The organism is Geobacillus sp. GHH01 (genome assembly GCF_000336445.1).
Classification (GTDB): Bacteria; Bacillota; Bacilli; order Bacillales; family Anoxybacillaceae; genus Geobacillus; species Geobacillus zalihae.
Window position 1 is genome coordinate 2,152,431 of record NC_020210.1, and the last position, 14,667, is coordinate 2,167,097.

Annotated in this window: 11 protein-coding genes and 1 pseudogene; 7 read left to right on the plus strand and 5 right to left on the minus strand. The window is 47.7% G+C overall.

Translation table 11 applies throughout. From position 1 onward, the window contains the following. Positions 1-6 precede the first annotated feature (6 nt). Both GHH_RS10525 and GHH_RS10530 read left to right on the plus strand, forming a co-directional pair. Positions 7-678 (plus strand): hypothetical protein, encoded by a 672-nt coding sequence (locus GHH_RS10525; RefSeq protein ID WP_015375152.1) that lies wholly within the window; start codon positions 7-9, stop codon positions 676-678. A gap of 287 nt (positions 679-965) precedes the next feature. Next, on the plus strand, positions 966-2,009 hold the full coding sequence (locus GHH_RS10530; RefSeq protein WP_015375153.1) for a bis-aminopropyl spermidine synthase family protein: 1,044 nt from the start codon (positions 966-968) through the stop codon (positions 2,007-2,009). 518 nt (positions 2,010-2,527) lie between these two features. Here GHH_RS10530 and hxlB read toward each other — a convergent pair. From hxlB to GHH_RS10545, 3 genes and pseudogenes are all read right to left on the minus strand, one after another. Beyond that, positions 2,528-3,085 (minus strand): 6-phospho-3-hexuloisomerase, encoded by a 558-nt coding sequence (gene hxlB / locus GHH_RS10535; protein ID WP_015375154.1) that lies wholly within the window; start codon positions 3,083-3,085, stop codon positions 2,528-2,530. 3 nt (positions 3,086-3,088) lie between these two features. After that, the gene (gene hxlA / locus GHH_RS10540) at positions 3,089-3,724 is read right to left on the minus strand and encodes a 3-hexulose-6-phosphate synthase (protein ID WP_015375155.1); all 636 of its coding nucleotides are present in this window, start codon (positions 3,722-3,724) and stop codon (positions 3,089-3,091) included. Positions 3,725-4,137: 413 nt separating this feature from the next. Continuing rightward, positions 4,138-4,209: pseudogene (locus GHH_RS10545) on the minus strand (DUF4004 family protein); the annotation flags it as partial. 196 nt (positions 4,210-4,405) lie between these two features. Here GHH_RS10545 and ade point away from each other — a divergent pair. The 3 genes from ade (at position 4,406) to GHH_RS18320 (ending at position 8,071) form a co-directional block, all read left to right on the plus strand. Beyond that, positions 4,406-6,139 carry an adenine deaminase gene (ade, locus tag GHH_RS10550; protein ID WP_015375157.1) on the plus strand — a complete coding sequence of 578 codons (1,734 nt, stop codon included), beginning with the start codon at positions 4,406-4,408 and terminating at the stop codon, positions 6,137-6,139. Positions 6,140-6,393: 254 nt separating this feature from the next. Then, positions 6,394-7,500 carry a glycosyltransferase gene (locus GHH_RS10555; RefSeq protein WP_015375158.1) on the plus strand — a complete coding sequence of 369 codons (1,107 nt, stop codon included), beginning with the start codon at positions 6,394-6,396 and terminating at the stop codon, positions 7,498-7,500. Next, complete coding sequence (locus tag GHH_RS18320; RefSeq protein WP_236612565.1) at positions 7,487-8,071, plus strand: exosporium glycoprotein BclB-related protein; 585 nt, start codon at positions 7,487-7,489, stop codon at positions 8,069-8,071. Before GHH_RS10555 ends, GHH_RS18320 begins: the two co-directional genes overlap by 14 nt. 312 nt (positions 8,072-8,383) lie before the next feature. Here GHH_RS18320 and tnpB read toward each other — a convergent pair whose 3' ends face one another. Beyond that, a complete protein-coding gene (gene tnpB, locus GHH_RS10565; RefSeq protein ID WP_015375160.1) occupies positions 8,384-9,496 on the minus strand; it encodes an IS200/IS605 family element RNA-guided endonuclease TnpB in 1,113 nt (370 codons plus the stop codon). 209 nt (positions 9,497-9,705) lie between these two features. Continuing rightward, positions 9,706-10,869 (minus strand): tryptophan synthase subunit beta, encoded by a 1,164-nt coding sequence (gene trpB, locus GHH_RS10570; protein WP_015375161.1) that lies wholly within the window; start codon positions 10,867-10,869, stop codon positions 9,706-9,708. 403 nt (positions 10,870-11,272) lie between these two features. On the opposite strand from trpB, the gene dndC reads away from it, so the two are divergent. After that, positions 11,273-12,655, plus strand: coding sequence for a DNA phosphorothioation system sulfurtransferase DndC (dndC, locus tag GHH_RS10575; protein WP_015375162.1), 1,383 nt, complete (start codon positions 11,273-11,275; stop codon positions 12,653-12,655). Beyond that, a complete protein-coding gene (gene dndD / locus GHH_RS10580) occupies positions 12,645-14,666 on the plus strand; it encodes a DNA sulfur modification protein DndD (protein ID WP_015375163.1) in 2,022 nt (673 codons plus the stop codon). The genes dndC and dndD overlap by 11 nt, the downstream gene beginning before the upstream one ends. The last annotated feature ends 1 nt before the right edge of the window (position 14,667 follow it).

Below are 14,667 nucleotides of genomic sequence, written 5' to 3' on the forward strand. Positions count from 1 at the left end.
ATGAAAATGGAGTATCGCAGAATTACGAGCATTGAAGACCCTTTGTTTAAGAAAATGCATCAATTGATGCCAAATGTATTTCCTCCGGAAGAAGTATTGGCATTTGATTTGTGGAAAGAGCCTCTGGAAGATCCGGGAATTCGTGTGTGCGTTGCTGTTCACGAAGGAGAGGTAGTAGGCGCAACGGAGTACCGTTATTATGAAGATTTAAATGTCGCGATGACAGATTTCACCATTATCGGCCAAGCAGGACTGGGGATCGGCCGGTTTTTAGCCAAAAAGCGGCTGGAGGATTTGCAAAATTGGGCCGCTGCAAATGGAAAGCAGTTGTATGGCATGTTCGCCGAGATTTATGATCCTTATCGGGTGAAGCATTATGAATTTGGCGGGATTAAGCCGATGGATCCATATGTTCGTCGTGAGGTATTATCTCATTTGGGATATAAGCGGCTTGACTTCCCTTATGTCCATCCATCTTGGAACAATGATGGAGAAGCCGTAACCGGGCTTGATCTTTGTTTCCTTCCGATGGACGATAGCGTGAATGAACTTCCAGCGGATCTTGTTGTGAAGTTTTTGAAACGTTATTATTCTGTCTTATCGAACAAACCAAGGGATTGGTATGAAATGATGGAAAAACTAGAGGCGAAAAACACCATACCGCTATTACCGATTTAAACCTTAATAAAAACACCATGCTTATGGAACCTTAAAAAAATTCTTCCAACTTCAGCGCGTCTTTTATCGTTTCCCTATCGAAAGCAGCAAAAATGCTATTTCGATGCTGGAAAGGGGAAGGATGCTTTATCTTTCGGATGATCGTTAGGCCTCACGCTAAGAAGGCAAGCGTTCCAAAAACGTTTGAACCGCTGCTTTCTATGTTTCATGTCGCTCCTTTCGATGAAAACGAAGGGGTGCCGGAGCGGAACGGTCTTTACTCTTTTAGGGCGAAAGGAGTGGTACCCATGTCGAAAGTCGGTATTGCTGCGGAAAGTCGTCGGATCGACACGCTTCTGCTTCGTGCGCTTTGCTTTGGCCCGAAATCCTACTGGGAACTGATGAGGGAAGGGAAAGCCCAGACGCACCAAGTGCTGAAGGCGCTGCAGTCGCTCTTGGAGGGAGAGCTGGCGGCCTACAACGGCGACCGCTTTGTGATCACTGAGAAAGGGCGTCGTCAGGCAGAAACTATGGGCCTAGAACGGGTGGCCGAACAGCGCTGTGAGGTTTGCGCGGGGCGCGGCATTGTTCTGAGGCCGCCTTTTGACAGCGTCCTTGCTGCTTTTCAAGATATCGCAGCCATGCGGCCCAAGGCGACGCCCGACTTTGACCAAGGGTATGTGACGCCCGAGACAACCGTTCGGCGGCTGGCACTGATGGCCCAACAGGGAGATCTGATGGGGCGAGACATTTTGCTGCTGGGCGATGATGACCTTACAAGCATTGCAGCTGCGCTCTCGGGGCTGCCGCGGCGCATCTGTGTCTTGGACGTGGATGAACGCATTGTCCGCTTTGTACGCGATGTGGCTCAGGACCAAGGTTGGGACCACGTCCACGCCGAGGTCTACGATGTGCGGGATGAATTGCCGTCCCATCTCCGCGGCCAGTTTGATGTGTTCTTCACGGACCCGGTCGACACCGTCAAGGGACTCCTGCTTTTTCTAAGCCGCTGTACAGAGGGGGTGCGTGGGCCCGGTGCCGCGGGCTATTTTGGACTCTCTTACTTGGAGGCCTCTTGGCGGAAATGGCGGCAGATCCAGCAGGGCATCCTTGACATGGGCTTTGCCATCACTGACATGCTGAGCGCCTTCCAAGACTATCTGTTAGAGGATATTGTGTTCCTAGACTGGGCGCACATGGCACCGGCGCCGGTCAAAGAACCCGATATCCCCTTCTACGTCAGCACCGTCTATCGCTTAGAGATGGTCGAGGAGCCTCGTCCCCTCTTTTTCGGGTGGGTGGAGTTTGAGCAGGACTTCTATTACGACGAAGAGTTCTGCGGCAAAGAATAGCGATAAAGACTGCCCGCCTTCTGCAGCGGGAATACCCGTTGCCGAGGGCGGGCGTTTTGTTCGCCGTTTCCTGACATCTGCATGCGGAGTTGCGTTCTTCAAGGTTTGCTGAATGACATTTGCCACCATCGCACGATTTTACCGATGGATTATGGAAGGCAACAGACTTTTGAGAGTTTTTGACGCCGCGTGCAACCATGAAAGGAGTGGTCATCGATTTTGCAAAAAGTCTTGGCACCCCCCCCCCCCCCCCCGCGTTCCGACTATAACCGATTTGATTTGTAATGATCATCGAGGGAATGCTGATAGTGGGAGAGCGGCTGATGTGCACGAAGGGAATGAACGATCATGGATCGATCACAAGAATCCAATCTCCCGATCAAAAAAAGACCGCAAAGCGTTTCTTAAAGAAAGCTTTGCGGCCTTTTCTCCTTTCCCCCGTGATTAAGTTGAAAATTTCGTTTAAATAGTTTAAAATTTCGAATGGTTAAAGATGTCTGCGCAGCATTCCTTATACTCTATTCCAGATTGGCGTGTCTTTTGAACATGGTATTGGAGTCCAATCCTTTTTTCTCCATGCATCTTAATATGATCGCATCATAAAACAGCAAGAGGGTTTGCTCAAAAAGCGATCCCATCGGCTGTATCGTTTTGTATCCGTTATCTGACTGGTCTTTAGGCGAGCCAGGCAATTTGACCGTGATATCAGCCAATTGTCCAATGGTCGATTCAGGGAAAATGGTCACTAACGCTACGGTTGCCCCTAAGCTTTTCGCTTTTTCAGCCATGGAAACTAAACTTCTCGTTTCCCCTGAACCCGATCCAATGATCAAAATGTCGTCTTGTTCTAGGTTAGGGGTGATGGTTTCGCCTACGACATAGGCGTCTAGCCCCATGTGCATCATTCGCATCGCAAAAGATTTGGACATAAATCCAGATCTGCCTGCGCCAGCTACAAAAATTTTCTTTGCTTTGAGAATCTCATTCACCAATTTTTCCGCTTCTCCCGCGGCGATTAAATCGGCTGTCCGATTTAACTCTTTGATGATTTCTCCTAAATATTGCGTAGCTTGCATCATTCATTCACCTTGTTGGATCATTTTTTTCATTTCAGCAGCTACAGCGCGTTTGTCTTCTTGGCCAGTAATACCGCCGCCTACGATGATAAGATCAGGTTTTGCTTTAATGACTTCAGGCAATGTGTTTAATTTAATGCCGCCTGCGATCGCAGTTTTTGCGTTTTTCACGACACGTTTGATTGTGGCAAGGTCTTCAAGAGAGTTTTTGCCGACTGCTTGAAGATCATAACCTGTGTGTACGCAAATATAGTCGACTCCAAACCCATCTACTTCTTTCGCTCGTTCTTCTAAATTTTTAACCCCGATCATGTCCACCAATATTTTTTTGCCTTGTTTTTTAGCTTCTTCCACAGCACCTTTGATGGACAAATCTTCAGCAACTCCAAGTATCGTGATAATGTCGGCTCCGGCTTCGGACGCTTTCATGACTTCATATGCGGCGGCATCCATGATTTTTAAGTCTGCCAATACTTTTAAGTGAGGAAATTCTTGTTTGATTTCTTTTACAGCTCTAAGACCTTCATTAATGATAACTGGAGTGCCGATTTCTACAATATCCACATACTCCTCAACTTCTTTTACTAATTGTTTCGCTTCTGGAATGTTTACGAGATCCAATGCTAATTGTAATTCCATGAATCCTTCACCTCTCATAAAAATTTTGCAGGTTGCATAAGCAGTAGCATTTTTATGTGTTTATCTCTTACACACTGATGAGTATACTATGTATGTTTTGCCTTTAAAAGTACGCACTTTATTTTTACATAGTATCAAAAAATATACTATTGTTCATTATGTATACTATTTGGGAAAGAGGGGCTCTCCATTTCCAGACAAATTTTATTTTGAAATGGCCCAAAAATAAGAAAAGCAATATGCTATCCATTGCTTGTGGCATTAACTGAAGAACTGTTTCTTTGTCAAGCCATATGTAAAAAGGGCTATCTCATCTTTGTGAGACAGCCTTAAAACGCCGGATTTTATTTCCTGAGTTCGACAGTTTTGAGGCCATTTCAGGCAAATGAACATGGCCAAAATGCTGTGATATCGCGGTAAAGCTGGCCGTACGAAATGCCCGTCAGCTCAAGCAGTCCTTTTTTCGAGATCAATTCTTGTTCCATGAGCCGCACACCCCCTTCCTTTTGTTAATTGCAGCATAACATTGTTACATTTATAAAGAGAGGCGAAAACAACAGCGCCATACGCATGGCAAAAAACGAACCAAAGCGGTTGACAACTTGTCAGCTGGCTCATTACAATGAAACCAATTTCCGCCGATGATCAGGCGATGGACATGAGGAAAGGAGAGTCAGCAGCATGAATTCGATCTTACAAAAACAGCTAGCCACCGCAGCGAAACAAACCGAAGCGGATCTCGTTGTCAAAAACGGGAAAATCGTCAACGTGTTTACGCGCGAAATCATCGAAGGGGATCTCGCCATTGCGGAAGGGATGATCGTCGGCATCGGCCGCTATGAGGGAAGGAAAACGATCGATGCCGAAGGGCGTTATATATGCCCGGGGCTGATTGACGGACACGTGCATATCGAATCGTCGATGGTGCCCCCGAGCGAATTCGCCCGCGTCGTTCTCCCGCATGGCGTGACGACCGTCATTGCCGATCCGCACGAAATCGCCAATGTCGCTGGCGTCCGCGGCATACAATTTATGCTCGACGATGCGAAACGGACGCCGCTCGATGTGTATATGATGCTGCCGTCGTGCGTGCCCGCCACTTCGTTCGAACATGCCGGAGCCTCCTTATCCGCTGCGGAACTGGCGCCGTTTTTCAACGATGAACGCGTTCTCGGATTGGCGGAAGTGATGGACTATCCGTCATTAAGGGAACAACACTCGTCGATGCTCGACAAACTGGCGCTCGCGGCAAACGCCAACCGCCTCATCGACGGCCACTTGGCCGGCCTTGATGCCAACGCCATCAACGTCTACCGAAGCGCCCGCATCCATACGGATCATGAATGCGTCACCGTCGACGAAGCGCTTGAACGCATTCGCCGCGGCATGTACGTGCTCATTCGCCAAGGATCAGTCGCTAAAGACCTCGAAAAACTTCTTCCTGCCGTCACTGAGCACAACGCGCGCCGCTTTCTGTTTTGCACGGATGACAAACATCTTGATGACTTATGGTTCGAAGGAAGCGTCGACCATAATGTGCGGCTCGCCATTCGCGCCGGGCTCGACCCGCTTCTGGCCATCCAAATGGCCACGCTGAACGCCGCAGAGTGCTACCGTTTGCCGACAAAAGGCGCTGTCGCTCCAGGATATGACGCCGACTTTTTGTTCGTTGACGATTTGGAAACATTGAACATCACCCACGTCTTCAAAGCGGGAAGACTAGTGGCCCAACATGGACAGACGGTGTTTCCGGCCGAACGATCGGCAGAAAGCCTTGAACAGCCATTGCTTCACTCCATCCGTTGCCAAGCAGTGGACGAAACCGATCTTCGCATCCCGATGAAAAGAGGAACGAAAGCCCATGTCATCGAGATCATCCCGAACCATTTGCATACGAACCACCTCATCACGGACGTTGATGTCCAGGAAGGGGCTTTCTGCCCGTCGATCGAGCGGGATTTGCTGAAGCTTGTTGTCGTCGAACGCCATCGCGGCCTCGGCATCGGCCTTGGCATCGTCCGCGGCTTCGGATTCAAGGCAGGCGCCATCGCTTCTTCGATCGCGCACGACTCACACCATATCATCGCCGCCGGAACAAACGATCGCGACCTCGCCGCCGCCATCGAACAGCTCCGCCAGCAGCACGGCGGCTTGGCGGTCATCAAAGACGGAGCGGTGCTTGCCAGCCTGCCGCTTGAGATCGGCGGATTGATGACAAGAAAAGATTATACTGAAGTGTTAAATGGATTGAAACAGATCCATGAAGCGCTGGACTCGCTCGGCTCAAGCCATGCCTTCAACCCGTTTATCACACTGTCCTTCCTCGCCTTGCCGGTCATCCCGGAGCTCAAGCTGACCGACCAAGGGTTATTTGATGTGAACAAATGGGAATTCATTCCTATTGAAGCGGTTTAAACCCTCCTATTTGTGCTGACGCTTCGAAGCGATAAGATTTGGCGAGCACCCGCCTTACAGAAAGCTGCCACTTAAAGCCGACCCGCCAAAAAACCAAGTCCCTTCATCTCCTCCATTTATCAGCCAAGGGGATGAAGGGATTTTCTTCGCCCCGCCTATTTTTCTCTTTTTTACAGCGCCATGCGGCATTGGCATAAGCACATTCCTGCATGATTGTAAAGCAGCAACATGGTCGAAAGGAAGGTGCAAGGAAATTGATCACCATCAGTCTTTGCATGATCGTCAAAAATGAAGAAGACGTCCTTGCCCGCTGTTTGGACAGCGTCCGACATCTCGTAGACGAGATCGTGATTGTGGATACAGGGTCGACCGATCGCACGAAAGAAATCGCCCGATCCTACACCGCACGAGTCATCGACTTTCCTTGGAGCGATGATTTCTCGGCGGCGAGAAATTTCTCCTTTTCCCACGCCGCAATGGACTATATTTTTTGGCTGGACGCAGACGATATCCTGCCGGCAGAAGAGCAAACAAAATTTCTCACACTGAAGCACACCCTTCCGTCTGACATCGATTCAGTCACCATGATTTACAGCCTTGCCCAAGATGAATATGGGAAGACGATTTCGAGCGTCCGTCGAAACCGCCTCGTCAAACGGTCCAACCGCTTCCGATGGCATGGGATGGTTCATGAATATCTAGAAGTATGGGGAACGATTCTCAACAGCGATATTACGGTTATTCATCAACCCAATCGCTGCGCTTCAGATCGAAATTTGCAAATTTATGAAAGGCAGTTGGCACAAGGAGCAGAATTTTCGCCAAGAGATCTCTTTTACTTCGCCAACGAACTGTTCGACCATCAACAATACGAGCGGGCCATTCAGTATTATGAACAGTTTTTGCAGACAAAAAAAGGGTGGGTGGAAGATTGCATCGCCGCCTGCGGAAAGTTGGCAGACTGTTTTTACGCACTTGGTGATGAAGAACAGGCATTTCGATATGTGTACCAATCTTTCGAATACGATACCCCTCGGGCTGAATGCTGCTGCCGGCTCGGCTATTACTTTCTTCAGCGCAAGCAATATCGGCTTGCCGCATTTTGGTACCATTTAGCCACTCAGCTCACAATGCCTTCCGACAGCTGGGGATTTGTTCATCATGCTTGTTGGACTTGGCTTCCCCACTTGCAGCTTTGTGTATGTTACTTTTACATGGGCGAGTACGAGTTAGCATACCAACATAACGAAAAAGCCAAACAATACGTTCCTCAGCATCATGCAGTGTTGCACAACGAATGCTTGCTGCAATCCATTCTCGCCGCCGAAAGCACGTTCCACCAAGCCGATGAATCGCGATGAAAGGAGGTTATGCCGCTTGTCTGACCGACGTCCTATTCGAGTAAAATGTCTTTCCCCTTTATGCGGAACATGGCCGCCGATTGTAAAAATCTATACCGGACCAACAGGACCCACGGGACCTACAGGGCCCACGGGCCCCATTGGACCCCAAGGACCGACCGGACCTACGGGACCCGCTGGAGCAGGAGCCATCATTCCATTCGCTTCAGGAACAACGGTTGTCTTGACTGCCACTATAGCTGGGTTGGCCAACACCGCAAGTTTGATCGGATTTGGAAACGCTGCTTCAAGCATCAGTTTAGTGGGAGGAACCATAAACCTTGGGGGCACATCGAATTTTTCCCTTACCATTCCGCGTTCAGGAATCATTACTGCTGTCGCAGCCAATTTTTCCGCCACAACGGGCACAGCGCTTTTAGGAACGGCTACGATCCGCGCTCAATTGTATATCGCCACTTCTCCATCCAGCAACGTATTTTCGCCTATTCCCGGCACGCTCATTACATTAACGCCATCAATCACCTTTCCCATCTCCCTAGCCCAAAACGCCAGCGGCATTGTCACAGGATAAACGTGCCTGTCAATACTGGCGACCGGCTGCTCATGGCGTTTTTCATCACCACTTCCGGCCTTTCAATCGCCGCTTCCGTCATGGGGTATGCGAGTGCAGGAGTGGCGATTAGTTAGCGCCTCACTGTGATACCAAGGATGCGCTCATTGGAGCGCTCAACTAAGGCCGCTGCAAACAAGCGGCCTTATAATCCCTCTCCGTTCAGTTGAACGCTCTCCCGCCCGCATTTCGAGGTGGGAGATTCTTGGGAACACCCGCCCCGCGGCAGGATGTCCGCCAAGCCATCCCCGTGCGTCCCACGGTTCAGCCGCCCTACAACGACAGCAGTCGAAGCCCTTCATTTAGAATATTCCGGGCAGCGTTATGGTCCCGGTCATGTTCGGCTCCGCAGGCGGGGCACACCCACTCGCGAATGCCAAGCGATTTCACCTCGACGTGCCGATGCCCGCAGCACGAGCACAATTGACTCGAGGGAAACGTGCTCGCAACACGAACCACCGTCCGCCCGTACCATGTCGCTTTATACTCGAGCATGCGAAGAAAACTCCCCCACGCGGAATCGGAAATGGATTTAGCCAGCTTGCGATTCTTTTGCATGTTCCTAACACGCAAGTCCTCCACGCACACCACTTGGTTTTCGCGGATGAGGCGGGTGGACAGTTTGTGCAGGAAATCGTTCCGGCAGTTGGCGATTTTTTCATGAAGCTTGGCCACTTTCAAACGGGCTTTCTCCCAGTTCGAACCGCTTGGCTTTCGACGAGCCATCACCCGCTGCCAGTAGGCGAGCTTTTCTTCATACCGGCGCCAATACCGGGGGTGTTCGATCGTTTCGCCTGTGGAAAGCACTACGATCTGTTTCAACCCCAAATCGACGCCCACTTTCTTGTCGGTTTGGGGCAATGGGGGAATATCCGTTTCCACGAGAATGGAGACGAAATACTTCCCCGCTCGATTTCGACGAATCGTGGCGGAGAGAATGCGGCCTTCCACCTCGCGGCTTTTGGCGAACTTCACCCATCCGAGCTTGGGAAGTTTCAACCGATGGCCGTCCACTTCGATCGTAGGGCGTCCGTTCTTTGGGTAGTTGCACTGGGCGGTGTACGATTGGTTCGGGTGTTTTTTGCTTTTGAAGCGGGGAGCGTTCGCCGTTCCCTCGAAGAACCGGTCAAACGCCTCGGCCAACTGCTGCAGTGCGTTTTGCAAGGCGGTTGAATCAGGGGTTTTCAGCCATGGAAGGGTTTTCTTCAAAGCTGTCAATCGTTTGGAACACTCGTTGTAGCCGAGTCCTTTTCCCGTGGTTTCATACGTCTCCTTCCACTCGGCCAAAAAGTGATTGTACACAAATCGGCAGCACCCAATCGTCTCGTTGAGGAGTTTTGCCTGTGTTCGGGTGGGATACAGCCGAAAGCGATAGGCTTTGTGCATAGCCCTCCCTCCTCAAAAAGAACGTTTGTTCTATTTACATCCATTGTATACTTTTTGCCCATTGGGGGCAATAGGGAGATTCGCAAAGGAAGCCCGGATTCATCCCGACTTACATTTACGGGTAAAAGCGAGATTTTCTCGGCGGAAGATGATCACAAATAAGCAGGCGGCTTCACGCGAACACCGTCGTGAACAACCGCCTGCTTTCTTCACGATTGCAACATGGAAAACACTTGCTCAACATCCTTATCCCCGCGCCCCGACAAATTCACAATGATGATTTGGTCTTTGCTTAACGTCGGCGCGAGCTTGATAGCGTACGCCACCGCATGGGCGCTCTCGAGAGCTGGGATGATTCCTTCTGTTTTAGACAGCAGTTGAAACGCCTCAAGCACTTCTTCGTTCGTGACCGTATAATACTCAGCCCGCCCGGACACTTTCAAGTAGCTATGTTCCGGACCAATGCCCGGGTAATCAAGCCCGGCGGCAATCGAGTATGTCGGCTGCGGGTTTCCATTTTCATCAAGGAGCACCAAACACTTGAATCCATGCAACACGGCCGGAACGCCCTTCGTTAGCGTCGCTGCCTTCTCCGGCTCGACACCGATGAGCCGCACGCTCGGTTCATCCAAGTAGTGGGCGAACGCCCCGATGGCGTTGCTTCCCCCGCCGACGCAGGCCACTACCGCATCCGGAAGACGTCCTTCCTTCTCTACAATCTGCCGCTTGCTCTCTTCGCTAATAACCGACTGAAAATGTTTCACCATCGACGGGTACGGATGCGGACCAACCGCCGAACCAAGCAAGTAAAATGTAGTCTTATAGTTTTGCACAAGATCGTTCAGCGCCTCGTCCACGGCATCCTTCAATCGTCCTTGACCTTTCGAGACCGACACGACTTTCGTCCCTAACAGCTCCATGCGGAACACATTAAGCGCCTGGCGCTTCGTATCTTCTTCTCCCATATAAATGGTACAATCGATGCCAAACATGGCGCATGCGGTAGCGGTCGCCACCCCGTGCTGGCCTGCGCCTGTCTCCGCAATGACCCGCTTCGCGCCCATCCGCTTCGCCAATAAAATTTGCCCGATCACGTTGTTGATTTTATGCGAACCGGTATGGTTCAAATCTTCGCGCTTCAAATAAATCTTCGCCCCGCCGAGCCGCTCCGTCAACCGCGCCGCAAACGTCAGCGGACTCTCACGGCCGACATACTCCCGCAAATAGGTTCGAAACTCCTCATTGAATTCCGGGTCATCTTTATATTTCAGAAACTGCTCTTCCAAGTAGTCAAGCACTTCCTGCAGTTCAGGCGGAACAAAGCTGCCGCCAAACTCGCCAAAATACCCTCTTCTTTCCTGCGCTACACTCATTGCTCATCTCTCCTCTGCTTTCTAAAAGTCATAACATCAGCATAAACCGTTTTGGCAAGCAAGTCAATAAATAATTTATATTTTTCAAACATTTAAATAAATAGACTTCCGAATCTATCCACGATGGCGAAACGGTGTTTCATCCAACGACCGCTGCCCATGCCGCGATATTGTTGGATTTTTGGACTTCATGTTGCATGTATATATAAATGTCAAACCTTCAAATTGAATCTATATAATCAATAGTTTAAAATAATATAATAGATCCCTTTTGCATTACCGATGATTATCGAACAACGTACTATGTGCACATAGTTTCTATCAATACACAAAAACTACCTGTTACATAAATCTCTTGTCGATTGCATTATGTTGTATTTTTGAAAAAAAGGAGTATAAGCGAATGGGACTTCATTATTTTTTAAATCATAAAAAAGAAGATTTGTATAAAAACGTTCAGGAAGTATACAAATCGGATGACCGCCCCTGGGTTGTGGGCTTTAGTGGTGGCAAGGACTCTACTGTTGTTGTTCAGATTATTTTTTATGCGCTGTCATCAATGAGCAAAAATGAATTGACAAAACCTGTCTACATTATCTCATCCGATACGATGGTAGAAAACCCTAAAATACTTGAACACATCGATACACAGCTATTGAAAATGAAAAAAGCTGCCAACGAGCTTGAACTTCCTATTCATGTTGAAAAAGTAATGCCAAACATTACAAACACTTTCTGGGTCAACTTGATCGGTCGGGGTTACCCGGCTCCTCGACAGAAATTCAGGTGGTGTACAGACCGTTTAAAAATAGACCCAGCCAACAACTTCATCTTAAACAAAGTGTCAGAGTTTGGTGAAACGGTCGTCGTACTCGGAGTGCGGAAATCGGAAAGCTCGACTAGGGCGCAAGTCATGAATACCCATAAAATTGAAGGGAAAATTTTACGGCGTCATACTAAACTCCCTAATTCTTACGTTTATGCGCCGATTGAAGATTTCTCGTTAGACGATGTTTGGACATATTTAATGCAAGTGCCAAATCCTTGGGGAGCTGATAACGCCGACTTGCTTGCCTTGTACCAAGACAGTCAGGGGGAATGTCCATTAGTCATCGACAATTCAACGCCCTCGTGCGGCAACAGCCGCTTCGGTTGCTGGGTATGTACAGTTGTGCAAGAAGATAAATCGTTAAAAGGGTTTATCGAGTCTGGTGATGAATGGTTAACACCGCTCCTAAAGTTTCGAAACTGGCTCATGGAAAACCGTGACAAAGAAGATTATCGCGAAAAGAAGCGGGCGAACGGTTCAGTATATTTAATTGGCGACGAGGACAATAAACGGTTAGGGTTAGGTCCATATACCCTTGAACATCGGAAAGAAATTTTAAGAAAGCTGTTGGAAACAGAAAAGCAGTTGCAACATCCTCATCAACCCAAATATGAATTGATCACTGTCGAAGAACTGAAAGAAATACGTAAAATTTGGTTTGAAAAAGGGGATTGGGAAGACTCCGTTTTAGCCATTTACGAGGAAGTATACGGACATCGCCCGAATTGGGACATAGAAGAAAGCAAGTTTCTTGAAAGCGAGGACATCAAGCTGCTTAAAAAGCTGTGCCATGAAGAAGAATTGGAGTTTGAACTTGTCCAAAAACTTGTGCACCTTGAATTTCAACATTATGGATATAAGCATCGATACGGCATTTTAAAAGATATCAACCGGATTTTGAATGAGGAATGGCTACATTTTAATCAACTACAACAAGGTGACGACTATGCAGATTAACCAACTAGTAATTACAAACTTTGGCATTTATTATGGACGAAATGAATTTGTCTTTGGAAACAAAAAGGGGCGCGCCAACATTATTTTGATTGGGGGGGAGAACGGAACAGGGAAAACGACCTTCCTGTCTGCCATCAAATTGGCGCTTTACGGTCCGCTGTTTTTAGGATATAAATCGGCAAACGCCAAATATATCGATTTTATTAAAGATAAAATCAATATCTATTCCCGAGCCGAAGGCAACAAAATGGCCGGGGTGGAAATAGATTTTACTCTGTATAATAATGGAGAGCCGGAAAATTATTATATAATCCGGCAGTGGGAGCTCACGAGAGAGACCGTAAAGGAGCATCTGCAAATTTCCAAAAACGGCATTCCGCTTACCGACAACCAAATGGAGGAGTTTTATCACTTCTTGCGGCGCAACCTGCCGCCAAGCCTGTTTGACTTTTTGTTTTTTGACGGTGAAAGAGTTCAGCAATACGTCCTCGATGCACAATTTGAACAGAACGTAAAAGAAGCATTTATGACACTGTTCAACTTAGACTTGTTTGATACGTTAAAGGAAGACTTGCTTAAGTATTTGAAACAGGACAACATATTTACCAGCCTGACCCAGGAACAAAAAGAGTACACACAAATCGAATATGATCTCCGCAATCAGGAACATGTGATCCGTAGCCTCGAAAGGCGGATTGAGGAATTGAAAGAACAGGAGAAAGATATTCAAGTAACTATCCAAGAGCTCCAACGGGAATTCTCCGTCAAAGGGGGAATGATGGCTCGCGAGCGAGAAAAACTAAACGAACAAATTTTTCTTATGGAGCAAGAAAAGAAACAGATCGCCGAAAAAATTAAAGAAACGGCTTCGGAGTTGCTTCCTTTTGTCATTGTGCAGAGTCTTTTGCAGCAGACGGTTACCCAAATTGATGCAGAGGAACGTGTCGAGAGATACAATACATTGAAAGAAGAGTTAAACAACGAAACACTTCCGCTGTTATTTAAGGAGCTTTCGCGCCATTTCCGCATTACGGACCTTGATGGAAGAGAAGCAACGTCCTCTTTCACCGAGGCGATGAAAGAGAAATTGTTTCAGTCAATGAAACCGGTTGGCATTAACTTTGAGCGTTTCCAATTTATTCACCAAATGAATTCGGAACAAAAGCAGACGATTAGAAATTTGTTCAAGCAAGTGCGTCATTTTGATGGAGAACTGATTGATAAATGGTTCGCAAGGATTCAACATTTGACAAATGAAATTTATACGATAAAAAAGCAGATTGAGCACAGTCTTACAGACGAGTCGCTGAAGGAGATCATCAACAAGCTAAACGAGCATACCCGTCTCCATGAACAAATCAAATATGAAACTGAGGCAAACACGGCCAAACTGTTTGAAGCGCAAAAATTTTATCAAGAATTGATTGCTAAGAGAGAAAAAGTACAGAAACGAATCCGCCAAGCGCAAAAAGATGAAAACATTTTTGAACTGTGTCAAAAGCTGAGCCGCGTTTTATCTCGCTATCAGGAGGAACAGATCAAAAAATATCTAGGAACAGTAGAACGGTATTTCCTGCAAATGTTTAACTCGTTGATGCGGAAAGGCCAATTTTTAAACTCTTTTAGAATTGACCCGCAAACGTTTGAAATCACGATGCTAAACTATTCCAATAAACCTGTATTTAAACACTCCTTATCAGCAGGGGAAACACAATTATTCTTTTTATCACTGCTTTGGGCGCTATTAAAAGCGTCTAAACGGCAAATACCTTTTGTACTGGACACCTTGTTTGGCCGCCTCGATCGGACGCATAAAGAAAACTTAATCCAAAAATACTTGCCTATCGCTGCCAATCAGGTCATTATCTTGTCAACGAATACAGAAGTGGACGAATACTACTATAATCAAATGAAACCTTATATCCAGCGGGAATTTTCTTTACATTATGACCGCAGTTCAAACCGAGTCCATGTTAATAACCATTACTTCTTCCAAAAAGTGAGGATTTGAT

Bases quoted from the DNA above. Each gene is read 5' to 3' on its own strand.
- GHH_RS10530 (WP_015375153.1), top strand. From the start codon at position 966: ATGTCGAAAGTCGGTATTGCTGCGGAAAGTCGTCGGATCGACACGCTT.
- tnpB (WP_015375160.1), bottom strand. From the start codon at position 9,496: ATGCACAAAGCCTATCGCTTTCGGCTGTATCCCACCCGAACACAGGCA.
- trpB (WP_015375161.1), bottom strand. From the start codon at position 10,869: ATGAGTGTAGCGCAGGAAAGAAGAGGGTATTTTGGCGAGTTTGGCGGC.
- dndD (WP_015375163.1), top strand. From the start codon at position 12,645: ATGCAGATTAACCAACTAGTAATTACAAACTTTGGCATTTATTATGGA.
- ade (WP_015375157.1), top strand. From the start codon at position 4,406: ATGAATTCGATCTTACAAAAACAGCTAGCCACCGCAGCGAAACAAACC.
- GHH_RS18320 (WP_236612565.1), top strand. From the start codon at position 7,487: ATGAATCGCGATGAAAGGAGGTTATGCCGCTTGTCTGACCGACGTCCT.
- hxlB (WP_015375154.1), bottom strand. From the start codon at position 3,085: ATGCAAGCTACGCAATATTTAGGAGAAATCATCAAAGAGTTAAATCGG.
- dndC (WP_015375162.1), top strand. From the start codon at position 11,273: ATGGGACTTCATTATTTTTTAAATCATAAAAAAGAAGATTTGTATAAA.
- GHH_RS10525 (WP_015375152.1), top strand. From the start codon at position 7: ATGGAGTATCGCAGAATTACGAGCATTGAAGACCCTTTGTTTAAGAAA.
- hxlA (WP_015375155.1), bottom strand. From the start codon at position 3,724: ATGGAATTACAATTAGCATTGGATCTCGTAAACATTCCAGAAGCGAAA.